This is a genomic window from uncultured Methanobrevibacter sp., assembly GCF_902764455.1.
Taxonomy (GTDB): Archaea; Methanobacteriota; Methanobacteria; order Methanobacteriales; family Methanobacteriaceae; genus Methanocatella.
The window spans coordinates 32,010-47,206 of the sequence record NZ_CACWVY010000001.1 but is presented as its reverse complement, the minus strand read 5'-3'; the positions used below and the strand labels follow the sequence as shown (position 1 = coordinate 47,206).

Annotated in this window: 16 protein-coding genes and 2 tRNA genes; 12 read left to right on the top strand and 6 right to left on the bottom strand. The window is 34.6% G+C overall.

The genetic code is table 11. The features are described from left to right. Position 1 precedes the first annotated feature (1 nt). Positions 2 to 1,024, top strand: a complete 1,023-nt coding sequence (locus QZU75_RS00265) for a hydantoinase/oxoprolinase family protein (protein WP_296880945.1) — start codon at positions 2 to 4, stop codon at positions 1,022 to 1,024. A 34-nt stretch (positions 1,025 to 1,058) separates the two neighbouring features. Here QZU75_RS00265 and QZU75_RS00260 read toward each other — a convergent pair whose 3' ends face one another. Continuing rightward, the gene (locus tag QZU75_RS00260; protein WP_296880944.1) at positions 1,059 to 1,619 is read right to left on the bottom strand and encodes a CDP-2,3-bis-(O-geranylgeranyl)-sn-glycerol synthase; all 561 of its coding nucleotides are present in this window, start codon (positions 1,617 to 1,619) and stop codon (positions 1,059 to 1,061) included. 146 nt (positions 1,620 to 1,765) lie between these two features. On the opposite strand from QZU75_RS00260, the gene tes reads away from it, so the two are divergent. The 7 genes from tes to QZU75_RS00225 all read left to right on the top strand — a co-directional run bounded on the left by tes (position 1,766) and on the right by QZU75_RS00225 (position 6,500). Beyond that, positions 1,766 to 3,268 (top strand): tetraether lipid synthase Tes, encoded by a 1,503-nt coding sequence (tes, locus tag QZU75_RS00255; protein ID WP_296880943.1) that lies wholly within the window; start codon positions 1,766 to 1,768, stop codon positions 3,266 to 3,268. A 98-nt stretch (positions 3,269 to 3,366) separates the two neighbouring features. After that, positions 3,367 to 3,852 (top strand): homoaconitase small subunit, encoded by a 486-nt coding sequence (gene hacB / locus QZU75_RS00250; protein ID WP_296880942.1) that lies wholly within the window; start codon positions 3,367 to 3,369, stop codon positions 3,850 to 3,852. A 24-nt stretch (positions 3,853 to 3,876) separates the two neighbouring features. Further along, positions 3,877 to 4,521, top strand: a complete 645-nt coding sequence (locus tag QZU75_RS00245; RefSeq protein ID WP_296880941.1) for an HVO_0476 family zinc finger protein — start codon at positions 3,877 to 3,879, stop codon at positions 4,519 to 4,521. Then, a complete protein-coding gene (locus QZU75_RS00240) occupies positions 4,505 to 5,785 on the top strand; it encodes a tRNA (N(6)-L-threonylcarbamoyladenosine(37)-C(2))-methylthiotransferase (protein ID WP_296880940.1) in 1,281 nt (426 codons plus the stop codon). The genes QZU75_RS00245 and QZU75_RS00240 overlap by 17 nt, the downstream gene beginning before the upstream one ends. A 199-nt stretch (positions 5,786 to 5,984) precedes the next feature. Beyond that, entirely contained in the window at positions 5,985 to 6,185 is a 201-nt protein-coding gene (locus tag QZU75_RS00235) for a histone family protein (protein ID WP_042691314.1), read from the top strand. Between the two features lie 167 nt (positions 6,186 to 6,352). Beyond that, positions 6,353 to 6,424, top strand: a tRNA-Val gene (locus tag QZU75_RS00230). 3 nt (positions 6,425 to 6,427) lie between these two features. Beyond that, a tRNA-Phe gene (locus QZU75_RS00225) sits at positions 6,428 to 6,500 on the top strand. A 114-nt stretch (positions 6,501 to 6,614) separates the two neighbouring features. Here the strand turns inward: QZU75_RS00225 and deoC are convergent. Both deoC and QZU75_RS00215 read right to left on the bottom strand, forming a co-directional pair. Then, positions 6,615 to 7,352, bottom strand: coding sequence for a deoxyribose-phosphate aldolase (gene deoC, locus QZU75_RS00220; protein ID WP_296880939.1), 738 nt, complete (start codon positions 7,350 to 7,352; stop codon positions 6,615 to 6,617). Positions 7,353 to 7,403: 51 nt separating this feature from the next. After that, positions 7,404 to 9,068, bottom strand: a complete 1,665-nt coding sequence (locus QZU75_RS00215; protein ID WP_296880938.1) for a tRNA uridine(34) 5-carboxymethylaminomethyl modification radical SAM/GNAT enzyme Elp3 — start codon at positions 9,066 to 9,068, stop codon at positions 7,404 to 7,406. A 101-nt stretch (positions 9,069 to 9,169) separates the two neighbouring features. Here QZU75_RS00215 and QZU75_RS00210 point away from each other — a divergent pair, with 101 nt between their 5' ends. Beyond that, positions 9,170 to 9,445 carry a PRC-barrel domain-containing protein gene (locus QZU75_RS00210; RefSeq protein ID WP_296880937.1) on the top strand — a complete coding sequence of 92 codons (276 nt, stop codon included), beginning with the start codon at positions 9,170 to 9,172 and terminating at the stop codon, positions 9,443 to 9,445. A gap of 17 nt (positions 9,446 to 9,462) precedes the next feature. Continuing rightward, on the top strand, positions 9,463 to 9,762 hold the full coding sequence (locus QZU75_RS00205; protein ID WP_296880936.1) for a DUF2098 domain-containing protein: 300 nt from the start codon (positions 9,463 to 9,465) through the stop codon (positions 9,760 to 9,762). A 17-nt stretch (positions 9,763 to 9,779) separates the two neighbouring features. On the opposite strand, the gene QZU75_RS00200 is transcribed toward QZU75_RS00205, so the two are convergent. Next, entirely contained in the window at positions 9,780 to 11,858 is a 2,079-nt protein-coding gene (locus QZU75_RS00200; RefSeq protein WP_296880935.1) for a DEAD/DEAH box helicase, read from the bottom strand. A gap of 129 nt (positions 11,859 to 11,987) precedes the next feature. On the opposite strand from QZU75_RS00200, the gene QZU75_RS00195 reads away from it, so the two are divergent. Further along, a complete protein-coding gene (locus tag QZU75_RS00195; RefSeq protein WP_296880934.1) occupies positions 11,988 to 12,251 on the top strand; it encodes a thioredoxin family protein in 264 nt (87 codons plus the stop codon). Positions 12,252 to 12,275: 24 nt separating this feature from the next. After that, entirely contained in the window at positions 12,276 to 13,364 is a 1,089-nt protein-coding gene (gene cbiD / locus QZU75_RS00190; RefSeq protein ID WP_296880933.1) for a cobalt-precorrin-5B (C(1))-methyltransferase CbiD, read from the top strand. Between the two features lie 158 nt (positions 13,365 to 13,522). Here cbiD and QZU75_RS00185 read toward each other — a convergent pair whose 3' ends face one another. Beyond that, complete coding sequence (locus QZU75_RS00185) at positions 13,523 to 13,990, bottom strand: DUF2115 family protein (protein WP_296880932.1); 468 nt, start codon at positions 13,988 to 13,990, stop codon at positions 13,523 to 13,525. Between the two features lie 110 nt (positions 13,991 to 14,100). Next, the gene (gene budA, locus QZU75_RS00180; RefSeq protein WP_296880931.1) at positions 14,101 to 14,910 is read right to left on the bottom strand and encodes an acetolactate decarboxylase; all 810 of its coding nucleotides are present in this window, start codon (positions 14,908 to 14,910) and stop codon (positions 14,101 to 14,103) included. Between the last annotated feature and the right edge of the window lie 287 nt (positions 14,911 to 15,197).

Genomic DNA, 15,197 nt, shown 5'->3' with positions numbered 1-15,197 from the left:
TATGAAAGTAGCCGGATTTGATATTGGCGGTGCAAATACAGACCTTGCAGTCATTGACTTTGAAGATGATGAAATCAAGAATATTGAAGTTGATTTTGCATATCTTCCTATGTGGAGCAATAATGATGACTTGTCACGTGTTTTAATGGAGCTTATTGAAAACATCTGCCCGATTAGTGAAATTGATGCAGTTGGAATTTCCATGACTGCGGAACTCGTTGACGCATATGACACCAAAAAAGATGGAGTCCTGGACGTGGTTGATAAATGCGAAAAAACATTTGACTGTCTTATTGCATATGTTGGAGTGGAAGGGATGCTTTCAAAGGATGAAATTGAAAAAACTCCACTTAAGGCAGCTGCTGCCAATTGGATTGCAACTGCTCAAATTGCAACATTAATCTCTAATGACTGTATTTTCATTGACACAGGAAGTACCACAACAGATATTATACCAATCAAAGACGGAAATGAATGTGCCATTGGAAAATCAGACTTTGACAGGTCAGCTACAGGTGAATTGGTATACACTGGAACTTTAAGAACAAATCTTGCAAGCTTTTTGGATAAAGTTGAACTGAATGGAAAAGAATACAGGGTAGCATCTGAACTGTTTGCACAAACTGCAGATGTTTATACTGTATTGGACCTGATTAACCCAGAAGATTATGTCTGTGACACATTTGACGGTGAAGGTAAATCCAAAATTGACTGTGCCAAAAGAATTGCCCGTGTAGTATGTGCTGATTTGGAAATGCTGTCAATGGATGATATTGTTGAGATGTCAAAATTCATACATAAAAAACAGATTGAACAGATTGCAGACGGTTTAAAGCAGGTTGTTGAAACCCAGGGATTGAATCTAATTGTCACAACCGGTCTGGGCAAGGACATTTTGGATGGGCCTGCCGCAGAACTTTTAGGCCTTGAAGTTAAATCCATGGGAGATATCTTAACAGATGAAGAGTGCGTTGTCGCACCTGCTGTTGGAACTGCCGTAATGATGAACAAGTATATGATTTAAGAGTGTTTTACACTCAAAACTATTTTTTTTTTAGCTAATACCACACGTCTTTTAAGCCAAGCAAATATGCGCCTGTATTGGCCAGTAAATGAATGACTAATGTCAATATGATTGCCAGTGCAATAAATAGCCAGTCCAGTTTAACAACAAGTGAAACCAGTATCAGAGCAACTATTAAAAAGTCAAGCTGATCTAAAATAGGTGCAGGTTTTCCTCTTCCAATTCCTATTCTTCTTTTTATGAAACTGCCTAATGCATCACCTAAAAGCGCACCGAAACCAAGTAAAAATCCGACTATTATTCCTTCCGGAACGTTTGTAATTATTGGTGTTGTTATAAATTCTCCAAAATTAGAAATAATATATGGGCCAAATAATCCTTGAATGATTCCTGTAAAAATTCCTATTGCTGTTCCTCCAACTAAACCTCTCCAGGTTACTCCGTCACCTATCCAGCGAACTCCCTTGCTGTCTGATTTTCCCATATCCACAGGCAATCCTCCTCCGAAAAGCAGTCCACCTCCATTTGAAAAATATGCCGGCAGCAGGAAGTAAAGTGTTGTCACACATATGAAAAGAATCATTTGAATATCCATTTAATCTCTCGTTAAAATTTTTGTTATATGATAATATATCTTAACTAATATATATTAATTAAGTTTAAATATTACATTAAGTTAAATATATAATATTATGTAAGTTTGTACTAATGATTTAACATTGTTAGTAGAGGGTGATTTGATTGAAAATTAAAGATACAAAAAGTTTATGCCCTGAGTGTGGAAAGACTCTTGATGCTGAAGTTTTCAGTGAAGATGGTAAAGTTTTCATTAAAAAGACTTGTGATGAGCATGGAGAGTTCAAAAATACTTACTGGGGAAATGAAGAATTATATAATAGGGCTGATAGTTTTACTCCATCAATTACTTCGGTTGAGAATCCTTCTGTTGATGATTTTACAAGCTGTCCTGACAACTGCGGATTATGTTCAAAACATGAAACTTCAACTGTTTTGGGATTAATTGATGTGACTAACAGGTGTAATTTAAGGTGTCCGGTTTGTTTTGCTAATGCTGCAGCTGCCGGATATAAATATGAACCTTCACAGGATGAAATAAGGCAAATGCTTAAAAACTTAAGGGATTTGAAACCTCATCCATGTCTTGCTATTCAATATGCTGGCGGTGAACCTACTGTCAGAAAGGACATTGTCGAACTTGTTGAAATGGCAAAAGAAGAAGGTTTTACTCATGTTCAAATAGCTACCAATGGTTTAAGATTAGCCCGGAAAGAAGAATTGGCTAAACAGTTAAAAGAAGCTGGCTGTAATACCATTTATTTGGCATTTGATGGTGTAACTCCTGAACCGTACATCAACAACAGAGGCAAAGATTTACTTCAATTTAAACTGGATGCTATTGAAAACTGTAGAAAAGCAGGTTTAGGTGTTGTATTGGTTCCAACATTGATTAAGGGAATCAACGACCACCAGGTGGGCGATATTATCAAGTTCGCATTTGATAATAATGACATTATATACGGTGTTAACTTCCAGCCTGTATCATTTGCCGGAAGAACTCCTTCAGATGAAGTTGAAGAACAAAGGATTACTATTCCTGATTTTGTTCAAATCATTGAAGATGAAAGTGACGGTGAAGTTCCTGTATCTTCATTCTATCCTCCATCATTTATTGAACCTATTGCGGAACTTATTTCTCGTTTAGATGGTGAAGAAACTCCAAAAGTAACTTTAAACTGCCACCAGCATTGTGGAATTGCAACTTATGTGTTTAGACAAAAAACAGAAGGTGACGGCAAGGACAAACTGATTCCGATTACTGATTTCATTGATGTTGAAGATCTGGTTAACAAATTGAGGGAATATAACATAAAACTTGAAAAAGGTAAATTCGGTTCTCATAAGAGGGTTTTAGCTGGATTAACAGGAAACCTTACTAAAATGGTTCATCCAAGCAGAACTCCTGAAGAGCTCGATATTATTAAAATCCTGCTTAACGTATTTATTAAAGGAGATTATGAATCATTAGGAGATTTCTCCAAAGATGCAATGCTTATTTCATGCATGCACTTTATGGATCCATTTAATTTTGATATTGACAGAGTTAAAAAATGTGTTATCCATTATGCAACTCCTGACGGCAGAATCATACCGTTCTGTACCATGAATTCTAAGTACCGTCAGAGTGTGGAACAGCAGTTTGCACAACCTTTAAGAAATAAATAATTTAATTTTCAAATCACCAAAAACTTATTTTGTATTTGGGCCTCCCAAATACTTTTAACATTTTTTTATAATTCAATTCATTCTTATTAGTGATATAAATGGATATTATCAAAGGAAAAACATGGACTTTTGGGGAAAATATTGATACTGATGTAATTATCCCTGGAAGATATTTAAGAACATTCAATCCTCAGGATTTGGCAGATCATGTCCTTGAAGGCGAACGTCCTGACTTTACAAAAAATGTCCAGAAGGGGGATATCATTGTGGCCGATGAAAATTTCGGCTGTGGCTCTTCAAGAGAACAGGCCCCTGTAGCTATCAAAACTGCAGGTGTTGATGCGATAATTGCCAAATCATTTGCAAGGATTTTTTATAGGAATGCAATCAATATAGGACTTCCTGTTATTGTATCAGACATTAAAGCGGAAGACGGAGATATTATAAGTATAGACTTATCAAAAGGAACCTTAATAAATGAGACAAACGGTGAATCAACTACATTTGAACCATTTAAAGAGTTCATGTTAAATATTTTGGAAGATGGTGGATTAGTAAACCACTACTTAAACGAAAAAGAATAAACATTACGATTATGAGGTATTAAAATGGATTGTCCAATTTGCGGTAGCGATGATATAGAAATTTTAAACTCGAAACAGAAATCATCAAAGAAGAAAATTACAGAAGAGTATCTGCTTAAATGTGAAGAATGCGGTCATGTTTTTAAGGATGCATTTTCATATAAGAAACCTAGACCATACAGAGTAATCATTTCAGAACAGGACAAGTCTCACAAAACAACTATTGATTTGTCACCAAGTGATGAGTTAAAAACAGGTGATGTTTTGCTTTCTGAATTCGGTCAGGTTGAAGTTACCAGTATTGAAATAAAAGACAAAAGATTAAACAAGGCAAAACTTGAAGATGTTGACACAATATGGGCTTCTTCAATTGAAATTCCTGCACGTATAGGATTTTCAGTAGATCTACATGGTGAAGTTGACTCCTATAAAGTTGATTTGGAAAGGGATTTTGAAATAGCTCCTGGAGATATAGTCAAAATAGATAATCATATAGTTAAAGTTCATGTCATTAAGACCCAGGAGAGAAAACTCACTTCAGGATTTGCAAAAGCTAATGTGATTAAAAGGGTTTATTCAAAACCGGTTAAATTCAACAACTATGATTATGACCTGACCAAGGACATCTTCAAAAAGCACAGTGGTAAAAAGCATGAAAGTATATATTGAAACTTACGGATGCACATTTAATCAGGCCGATTCACAGATTATTGCAGGTGTTTTAAAAGAAAATGAAATTGATATTATTGACAATATCGAAGATGCGGATGTAATTATTATAAACACATGTTATGTTAAATTGCCTACCGAAAACAAGGTAGTCTACAAGATTCAGCAGCTTCAAAAGAACTTTCCAGACAAAAAAATCATCGTCGGAGGATGTATGGTTGAAATTGACCCTGAAAAGCTTGAAAAAATCGGACCGAACTGCTCATGGATTGGTCCTCATCAGCTGAACAAATCTGCAGAAATCGTCAATGCAACATATTGCGGAGATGTAATTCGTGAAAGCGGATTTTCAAAGGAAAGTAAAGTTGGTGTTCCAAAATTTGTTGAAGATGGTTTGATTCATATAATTCAAATCTGTGAAGGTTGTCTTGGCGCATGTACATTTTGCTGTACCCGTTTTGCAAGAGGGCCATTAAATAGCTATCCAATTTCCGATATTGTCGGTGAAGCCAGGAAAGCTATTGAAAATGGTGCCTGTGAAATCCAGCTCACTGCCCAGGACACTGCAGCTTTTGGCCGTGATAGTGGTGAAAAACTATCTGATTTAATTAAAGAAGTCGCTAATTTAGAAGGAGATTTCCGTGTTCGTGTTGGAATGATGCACCCTAAAAACATTTTAAATGATGTTGATGAAATAATTGATGCAATCAAACATCCGAAGGTATATGATTTTATTCATTTACCTATACAATCAGGAAGTGACAAGGTCTTATCCGACATGAGAAGAGGTCACACTGTTGAGCAGTATATGGATATTGTATCAAAATTCAAGAGTGAAATTCCAGATATAACCTTGGCTACAGACATTATTGTAGGCTATCCGACAGAAAGCGATGAAGATTTTGATTTGACAGTTGATTTGCTTGAAAAAATCAAACCGAGTCTGATACATCTTTCAAAATATCAGCACAGGAAAGGTGCAATATCCTCTTCACTTCAAGAAGTTCCGCCTGAAGTCATGAAGAAAAGATCAAAATTTTTATCTGAAATTAAATCACAGATTACTGCTGATGAAAATGTGCAGCTGGTTGGAAGCATTCAAAATGTTTTGGTTGTTGAAAAAGGTTCTAAAGGCGGATTTATTGCCAAAACAAATTCATATATTCCAGTAATTGTTGATGATGTTGAGTTAGGTTCATTTGTTAAGGTTAAAATAACTGATGCAACTGCCACATATCTTAAAAGTGAACTGGTTGAAAAATAATTTTATTTTTTATTTTATTTCTTATTTTCATATTTTTACCTAATTTTTATGCTTTAATTTTATATAATGATATTATATTTATTTTAATTTCAAAAGCATATATGAATAACTTAAATGTTATAATATGGACGATTATTAGTCATTTTTACCGATACCTTTATATACTATTTTATACTACCTTTTAATTGGAGGTGTAATAATGAGTGAATTACCAATCGCACCAGTTGGTCGTATCTTAAAAAATGCTGGCGCACAAAGAATTAGTGACGATGCAAAAATTGCATTAGCTGAAGCATTAGAAGAAAAAGGTGACGAAATCGCACAAAAAGCTGTTAATTTCGCACGCCACGCTGGTAGAAAAACTGTAAAAGCAGAAGATATCAAATTAGCAATCAAATAGATTTACTAATTGTTTATTTTCATGGAAAGCTTTTTTAGAATAAAATCTATTGGCCATTTCTTTGGTCAATTTTTTTTATTTTTAAAATTTGCCCTTTTTTTAACACTGGGTCTGTCAATTAAGAAAAGTTTATATAGTACTTGTTTTAAATATAATTATGTTGTATAGGACCGGTGGTCTAGGGGTATGATTCCTCTTTGACGTGGAGGAGATCACGAGTTCGAATCTCGTTCGGTCCATATGCCATGTTAGTTCAGATGGGAGAACGCTAGACTGAAGATCTAGATGTCGCTGGTTCAAGTCCGGCACATGGCATTCCCTTTTATTATTTTTAAATATTTTTTTCATTACATGACAATATTATCGTTTTTTTTTAAAAGGAGTATAATTAATTTAAATGTGATGGTTTTGATTAAATGATTGTATCATTTAATCTTTTTTGGTTAATGTGATAGGTTTTGGTGTTACTTGTGTGTTTTCTCTTAAGTCTTTGTATCTTTTGACGATTTCATAACCGTAATCGCTTCCAATTTTATCTGCTCCTGCAGTAATGATTTGATTTGCATTTTTATAGTCGGTTATTCCTCCTGAAATTTCAATTTTGATTTTTGGTGCATGTTTCAGGAAGATATTAATGTCATTAACATTCTCGTAGATATGATTTGGAGATACAAATCCTGTTGAGGTTTTGATGAAATCCGCACCCGCTTTCTGTGCAAGTTTGGATGCATTTGCCTTTTGATAATCTTCAAGCACTTTTGTTTCAATAATAACTTTCAATACTTTATCTCCGATTGCTTCTTTAATCTGAGTTATTTCATTTTCGAGCAGATCGTAGTTTTCATTTTTAAGATAGCTCAAATTGATAACCACGTCTATTTCATCTGCTCCGTTTTCAACAAGTGAAGTTGCTTCTGCAATTTTGGTTTCGGTATTTTCAAAACCTAAAGGAAATCCAACTACACTTCCTATTTTTACATTAGTGTCTTTTAACATTTCTTTAGCTAATGGAACATATGTGGGAGAGACAATTACAGAATTAAAGTTCATTCCTTTTGCTTTTTCTAAAAATTCTCTCATTTCACTTTCGCTAATCATATTGTTTAAATTAGTATAGTTAATATAACCTGCTAAATCTTTTGAATTTCTTATGTTGTGTGTAACCATATTACCACTCTCTTAATTAGTTAGTATTTATACGAACAAGTATATAAACATTTAGGCTATCCTTTTCTTCATGTATGGGCCTACTTTTTCATATCCGAATTTACGGTAATAGTTTCTCGAACCAATTCCGCTTATTATAGCTACTTCTTCGTATCCTTTATCAATGGAGATGTTTTCAGCTTCTTTAAGAAGTTTTTCACCGAATCCTGTGTGCTGGCCGATTTTAGGATTTTTGCCACCTATTTTTATCATATTTCCATAGACGTGCAGCTCACGTACAAGGGAAGTTTTATCGGTTATTTCCTCTCTGAAATGATTTTCAGATGGGAAACGCAGTCTTAAAAATCCTGCAATGCTTTCTTCATTAACATCTTCGATGGACAAAAAGTTTTCTTCACCTTCACATGCCATATATTTTTCATTGAATAATTCAAACTCGTCCAGTTTATATTCTCTTGAGGTCTTTTTGTGACCGATTTCACGGCATCTTATACATTTACAGCTGATGTGCTCTTCATCCAGTCTGTTGTAGACAAGCTCGCCCAGATTGGATTTTTTAACTCCTGCCTCAATCAGTGTTGAAGGAATATCTCTTTGAATTCTCATTGTCCTGACCCATTTTGGAAGGATTTCCTTTATTTTAACAATCAGTTCAACAGCCTGCTCATCGGTATAAGGACTGTATTTTCCTTCCGCCCATAAATCATACAGTTCACTTCCCTTTGTAACGAGGCAGGGATAGATTTTAAGCATGTCTGGTTTGAAGTTGTCGTCACTGAAGAGCTGTTTGAACATTTTTAAATCCTGTTTTTCATCTACAAAAAGTCCAGGCATCATGTGCATGGCCACTTTAACGGCAGAATCTCTTAAAAGCTGATTTGCTTCAATGACATCTGCTATTTTATGACCTCTCTTGATTTTTTCGTAGAGCTCATCGGATAATGTCTGAACACCGAGCTCCACCCTGGTAACTCCAAAGTCAAGCATTCTGTTAATGTGATCTTTTTTGCAGTAGTCCGGACGTGTTTCAAAGGTCATTCCTACACATCTTACCTTGGAGCTTTCATTAGCCCTTTGAACATCACTTATCAAAACATAGTCGTTTGGAGGGTATGTCTTCAAAACTCCATCTTCAAAGCTTCTGATTTCTTCAGTATTCAGATTATATTCAAAATTGTCAGGCTTGTTTTTAATAATCAGTCCAAAATCTGTCATCGCTTTCAGGCATTGTGAGACAAACCATTCCTGATAGCACAAATCTCTTGAAGGAAATGTTCCTCCCATGATAATCAGTTCCACTTTATCAATCGGATGTCCGATTTGTTTTAGCTGTTTTAATCTATTGAAGCATTGGATGTAAGGGTGAAATTCATACATTCTTCCCCTGAGTGCTGCAGGCTCTTCTCCTGTGTAACTTGGAGGTGCTATTTCACTTTCAGGACAATAGAAACATCGTCCATGAGGGCATTTGTGGGGATGGCACATTACAGCCACAATTGCAACGCCTGACATTGTTCTAGTCGGTTTTTTCTTTAGGATTCCTGAGACCATCTCCTTTTCTTCAGGTTTTGCATATCTTAAAATGTCTGCATTGCTCATGAATTTTGACAGTTTTAAATCACGGCAGAGTTGCCTTTTTTTAACTTCAAGTTCACGTCGAGTGGATATTTCTCCATCAATGATATTGTTAATGATTATTCGACATGCTTTTTCCATATTTTTCACCATTCAATTAATAGTTAATTTTATATATTAGTTTTATTTAAATACTTAATGATTTATATTATTATATAACAATAAAATTTTAAGGTGAAAAAATGAAAATTAAAGAATTTTTAGGTTCAACCGTTTTAGATAAAAATGCATATGAAGTTGGAAGAGTAGGCGACATTGATTTCGACCCTGAAACTGGTGCAATTGGCACTATTACTTTAACTTTACAAAAAAATATCTTCTCCAAAGATGAAATTGAAATTAATTTTGAAGATATTGCAACCATCGGTGCATACGTTATCTTAAACAAAGAAATTCCTAAAGAAGAAGATAAAGCTGAAACTGTTGAAGCTACTATTGAAGTTGAAGACGACGAATAAACAAAAAGGTAATTTTTATGGCTTTTGATGCAAGAGATAAAGAGATTACTCTTGATTCTCATGTCAGATATGTTGATACAGGCACAATCGGCAAGGTTTTAAAGATTAAAACCACTGATGGTGTTGATTGGGTCAAAATCGATAAAACTGATTTGTGGTATCGCTCAGATTTGGTTGAATTGCTCGATGAAAAAGACTTGAAGAAAAGATTTGATGATGACGGCAATAATGAACTGGATATCGAGGCATTAAAAGAAAAAGCAGAAAAAATGGAAAACATTCAAATGGATTCCAGTGTTGCTGAAGGAGGAGGTTAATTCTACCTCCATTTTTTTTAATTTTCAACAAACAATCTAATTTTTTCAGCAAGTTTAGGCCCTATACCTTCAATTTGCTCCAGCTCTTTTTTTGAAACTCCACTTAAATCGTTACCGAAAATTTTGACAATATTTCTAGCTCTTTTTCTGCCGAGTCTTTTTACACCGACAACCAGAGGTATAATATCTTCTTTTACTCCGTAGTACAATCTTGCAGACAATATGTCAAAGTCCTTAAGGTTGGAATAATTTCCAAGGACTTCTGAGGTATTTTTGGCAAATCTGACGAGTCTTGATGCCTCATAGGCTGAGCGCCGGGTTGATGCAGAATAAACATTGTATTTATTTTCGATTTCAAATTCATTTCTCTCATTAACCCATTCGATTAGGGAAACTGTTGTAGCTTCGGGATTTCCGATGTCAACTGCAAAGAGTCCAACTTCAGACAGTTTGTCCCGAACTGGATCTTTTGATTTTCTTCCCTTAAATGATATCAGAGGTAAATCCGGAGTTTCAGACAGAGCATATATGAATTCCTCAACATTGATTTCGTTGATGTGGGAAATGTATTCTTTTATTTTAACTGCAGTTTCAACAGAATAATTTGATTTGGCTATAAGATTTCCGAAATCTGTTGTTTTAAGGCCTTCCGGTGTGGCTCTGATAATTCCGTTGTGAAGCAGGAATTCCAGTGCGCTTTCAAGTTCAAATCTTAAACTGTCTTCTGCAAACAATGCCATTGAAGGATTGTTACTCATCTGATATCCGTAGAGTGTTTTTCCAAAAAAGTCAGTCAGGTCTTCCAGATTCTTTGAAAGAGTGGATGCAATCTGTGCAATGATTTGCCTGTATATTGCATCTTTATTATCAATCAGTTTGGAGTTGGTTAATTCGATTTCCCCTTCAATATAAAATTCCTGTAGGTTTTGAGCTTCATCCATTGTTTTTGCAACAAGATATGAGTATCCGACATCATCATATTGAGGCCTTCCTGCTCTTCCGGACATCTGTTCATAATCAAAGACAGGAATCGGTTGAGGGCCGTTGCTGGTCCATCGGGTATGGTCTCTAATTATAACTGTTTTTGACGGCAAATTAACTCCATACATTAAACTTGGAGTTGCGGTTATCATAAGAATATTTCCCTTTCTAAATTCATCCTCGATAATCTCTTTTTGCTCATTGAACAATCCCGCATGGTGAAATGCAACTCCCTTTTCAGCGGCTTCTGCAAGCTTGACGCAGGTTGTTGTTGGAAGTGAGCCTTTCCTTTTTGGAACTTCAAGTAATTTCTCTGCAACTTCCTTAAATCTTTTTCTCTGCTCCACATTTATTTTTTTATTGATTTTACCTGAAACATAAGTTGCAAGGCTTTCAGTAAATCTTCTTGTTGATACAAATGCAAGAGCCTGTGATTTGTCTTTGATTGCCTTTTCAATTACCTTTACGATAACATCATTTTTGTTTTTCGTATTGAACATCTCTGCATCCAAAACTTCTTTGTTCAACGGCACAGGTCTGTAGTCATGTTCCACACAAGTCCCTTCAAGCCAGCCTTCAATTTCCTCAATGTTTCTTAAAGTTGCAGAAAGAGCTATTATTCGCATTGACGGATTGATGATTTTTGCACGTGTTATTGCAGATTCAAGTGTTGGGCCTCTTGTAAATTCTCCAATCATGTGAAATTCGTCAATTATTAGAGTGTCCACGTCACGCAGGTTATCCCAGGAAAAACGTGTAAGAGCATCAAATGATTCAAAAACCATCACTGACAAATCAGAACTGCTTGGATGTTTGCCGACGCTTATTCCATGCTCTTCAAATGCCTTGAATTCCTTTACCTTTTCGTTTTGTATTGAAAGGAGAGGCGCTGCATAAACAGCTTTTCCTCCGTTTAAAATTGTTTTAAGGGCAGGGAGGATTCCAAGCACTGTTTTTCCACTTGCTGTTGGTATTGAAATAATGTAATTTGAGTCATCATCCAGATAGCCGGATTCAATAACTGCTTTTTGTGCAGGATTGAAGTCTTTGATGTAGGGATATGTGCTGTTAATTATTTCTTTAATTTCGTTTGGTAAGCTTTCCATTTTAATCATTTAAATGTTATTTTTTTAGTATATAATAAATATTTCCAGAGAGAGCATTTGATAAATAATATTTTGGGTAACAATTATATATTACTAAATTATAAAATATTCTTAAATTAAAATTAAGGAGATTTTTAAATGGCAATCAAAGTAGAAGTATTTTCAACCAATTCATGCCCTCATTGTCCTGCAGCAATAGATGCTGCTCAAAACGCTAAAGACAAATTAGGTGATGCTATTGATGTGGAAGTATTAAAAATAGATGAAAGTAATGAAATCAGAGAAAGAGCAATCAATTACCAAATCATGGCAGTTCCTACAATTGTCATTGACGGCGATGTTGCTTTTGTTGGTGCACCAACCGATGACGAACTTATTGGAAAATTAGAATCTTTATTATAGATTCTCTCTTTTTTTATTTTTAAAATGACTGAAAATAATTATACTGGGGTCACGACAGGTACTATTGCAACAGCTTGTTCTCTTGCGGCGCTGGATGCAATCCTTGACTCTGCAGATATTGCATGTGTTAAAGTTCACACTCCCAAAAAAACATTGGACATTATAATTGATGAGTGTAAGATGTTATCTTCTTTTAAAGCACAGGCATGCGCTCATAAAAATCCTTATAATGACCCTGACGTTACTGTTAATCTGGAAATTTTTTCAACTGTTGAACTGTTGGACAAGTCAGATGAGGAGTCCAATGTGATAATTACTGGTGGAGAAGGTGTTGGGAAGATTACAAAACCCGGTCTTCAGATACCTGTTGGTGAATATGCAATAAACCCTGTTCCGAGACGCATGATTATTAGAAATCTCGAGGAAAAGGTTCCGGAAGGTAAAGTGGCTAAAGTCACCATTTCCATTCCTGAAGGTGTAGAAATTGCCCGTAAAACAATGAATCCTAAATTGGGTATTGTTGGTGGCATCTCCGTTTTGGGAACCACTGGAATTGCAAGATCCATGTCCAGTGATGCATATAAAAATTCCATAGTAACTCAGATTGATGTTGCACTTGCCTCTAAGATTAACGATCTGATTTTTGTTCCTGGAAATATCGGTGAAAAACTTGCCTTAAAAAAATTGGACATAGATAAGGAACAAATCATCCAGACAGGAAATTTTGTAGGTTTCATGTTTGAAGAAGCTGAAAAAAGAGGTGTTAAAAAGTTCACCTATTTCGGACACATGGGAAAGCTGATTAAGGTTGCAGGAGGAATATTTGATACAAAACATGCCGTTGCAGATGGAAGACGTGAAATAATGGTTACACATGCAGCCCTTTGTGGAGCTGACAGGGAGTCGCTTCAAAAGCTGTATGATTCCAAAACAACCGATGATATGATGGATATTCTAGATGATATTGGTCTTTCAGTTGAAGTTTCAAACAGTATAGCCTCCGCCATTCATGAAAGATGTATGCAGCGTTTTGATTTGGATTTGAATGTCATTTTAGTTGATATGGAAGGAAATTATCTTAATAGCAATATGCAACTCAACACTGATAAGTAGTGTGTCTATCTTTTTTTATAGTTTTTTCCAAAATTATTTATTTAAATTTGAAAGAGGGATTTTTCCCGCCAAATTGTATGTCATTAAAAAATAGTATATAGTATTTTAACAAAGTTGAAGAGAATAAAAACAGTTGAAAATAGTCATACTATTTAAAACTAAAATCCAAATGAGTATCCTGCATTTTTACAGATACAATATCTGCATAATGAATTTTCATCCCTGATACTCATAATTCTGGTTTTACATTTATATTCTCCATTTTCTAAAAATACTTGGTCTTTTGCAGGATTTTCTCCGACAGGATGTAACGGCCTTTTAGCCAGCAATACTAAATAAAGTGAAATGTATTTTGTAAATTCTCTTGTTTCCTCATCGCCGCCAGCATATGTATCAAAATAAAAATCTATGTCTTTTTTAATATTTTCGACAATTCCCTCTTTAATTTCATAGTCTTCAGTGATATTTAAGGAGAAAATTTCATCCCATGCTTCTGTATTATATTTGGCAAGCTGTTTTGTTAGAGGATCTTTGTATCTCTCGTCTGTTACTTTGTTTCTAAGATATTCAATTGGATAATCTTTTAAGTTTTCTTTAATCTCTTCAAGTAATTTTGTTGCTTTCATAACTAAATTAATGTATTGACGGATATATGTGTTTTTCTATAATTGTAAATTTGGCTTTAAGCATATTTTAAACTATAAAAAAATAAAAAATGGAATAACTCTATTGAGAGTTATTCTACACTATTGATTTTACTGGTCATGTTTTCTGTGAAATTCATTTTTGCAAATGTGTCATCGGTTGGAAGTATCATGTTGAATTCATGGATTTCATCAATTTGACCTGATCCTTTAAGATTATTGAATCCTAGGACATGACCTCCTTTTGTCTTATCATCAGACAGGAAATGAAGGTGCCAGCCGTGCATGTTAAGTTCCTTCATGTATTCTGGGAAGTATACTGCCACAACTGTTCCGGTTTGGTCAGTGTGGTTGAATACTTTTTGGTCTACAGTTGCAACTTCAGTGAATTCTTTATATGGTTTTTCTTGTTTTTCAACACTTCTAACTGTAATGTTTGAAAAATCACCTTTTATTTTGATTACATACATGTTGTTTGTACCATATTTTTCAATGGTCTTGTCCAGTTGACTTGTTAAATCGTTAAAGTCCTTGGCGGTTATAGTATCTATTTTTCCGTCTTCATCAAATTTGGTGATTGTAGCGAATGGTATGGTTTCATTATCTGCCATGACATTAATGCTTCCATCAGCTGCTGCCTGATAAACAACACCGTCTAAAACTATCATCTCACCGTTTACTCCTTCAAATGTTCCAAGACCAATGTCACCATGTGATTTTAAATCGCCTACGGTGATTACTCCATTATATTCTCCATGCATGAAAGCCTGCATTAAAGAGACTTGATACATTGAATCATCATCATTATTATTGTTTAAAAATAATGAATTTTGAGCGCTGACTGCTGAAACAGCAAGCAGGCCAATTACAATCAATGCAAAAACTATTTTTTTATTCATCATAATTTCCTCCTTTAGTATATTAAATTTCTATTGGAATTAATTAATAAGATCATGTTTTAAATAGAAGTTCAAATCGATTCGTGAAATAATAGGTATGTTTAGATGTGTAAATATTTTGAAAGTGAATTCGTGTTTTTTCAAATCTGAATAATAAATATATGGTAGTTGGATAAATCAACCAAACCTGATTAATTATATCATGTTTCTATTGAAGTTGGTGCTTAATTTCCATATTCATGCAGTATTATTTCATATTTGTGAAAAATACGTATTTACTCGATTAAAAC

Coding starts and splice junctions, on each gene's coding strand:
- hacB (WP_296880942.1), top strand. CDS start 3,367: ATGGATATTATCAAAGGAAAAACATGGACTTTTGGGGAAAATATTGAT.
- cbiD (WP_296880933.1), top strand. CDS start 12,276: ATGACTGAAAATAATTATACTGGGGTCACGACAGGTACTATTGCAACA.
- QZU75_RS00200 (WP_296880935.1), bottom strand. CDS start 11,858: ATGATTAAAATGGAAAGCTTACCAAACGAAATTAAAGAAATAATTAAC.
- budA (WP_296880931.1), bottom strand. CDS start 14,910: ATGATGAATAAAAAAATAGTTTTTGCATTGATTGTAATTGGCCTGCTT.
- QZU75_RS00235 (WP_042691314.1), top strand. CDS start 5,985: ATGAGTGAATTACCAATCGCACCAGTTGGTCGTATCTTAAAAAATGCT.
- QZU75_RS00205 (WP_296880936.1), top strand. CDS start 9,463: ATGGCTTTTGATGCAAGAGATAAAGAGATTACTCTTGATTCTCATGTC.
- QZU75_RS00245 (WP_296880941.1), top strand. CDS start 3,877: ATGGATTGTCCAATTTGCGGTAGCGATGATATAGAAATTTTAAACTCG.
- QZU75_RS00215 (WP_296880938.1), bottom strand. CDS start 9,068: ATGGAAAAAGCATGTCGAATAATCATTAACAATATCATTGATGGAGAA.
- QZU75_RS00185 (WP_296880932.1), bottom strand. CDS start 13,990: ATGAAAGCAACAAAATTACTTGAAGAGATTAAAGAAAACTTAAAAGAT.
- QZU75_RS00265 (WP_296880945.1), top strand. CDS start 2: ATGAAAGTAGCCGGATTTGATATTGGCGGTGCAAATACAGACCTTGCA.
- QZU75_RS00210 (WP_296880937.1), top strand. CDS start 9,170: ATGAAAATTAAAGAATTTTTAGGTTCAACCGTTTTAGATAAAAATGCA.
- QZU75_RS00260 (WP_296880944.1), bottom strand. CDS start 1,619: ATGGATATTCAAATGATTCTTTTCATATGTGTGACAACACTTTACTTC.
- QZU75_RS00240 (WP_296880940.1), top strand. CDS start 4,505: ATGAAAGTATATATTGAAACTTACGGATGCACATTTAATCAGGCCGAT.
- QZU75_RS00195 (WP_296880934.1), top strand. CDS start 11,988: ATGGCAATCAAAGTAGAAGTATTTTCAACCAATTCATGCCCTCATTGT.
- deoC (WP_296880939.1), bottom strand. CDS start 7,352: ATGGTTACACACAACATAAGAAATTCAAAAGATTTAGCAGGTTATATT.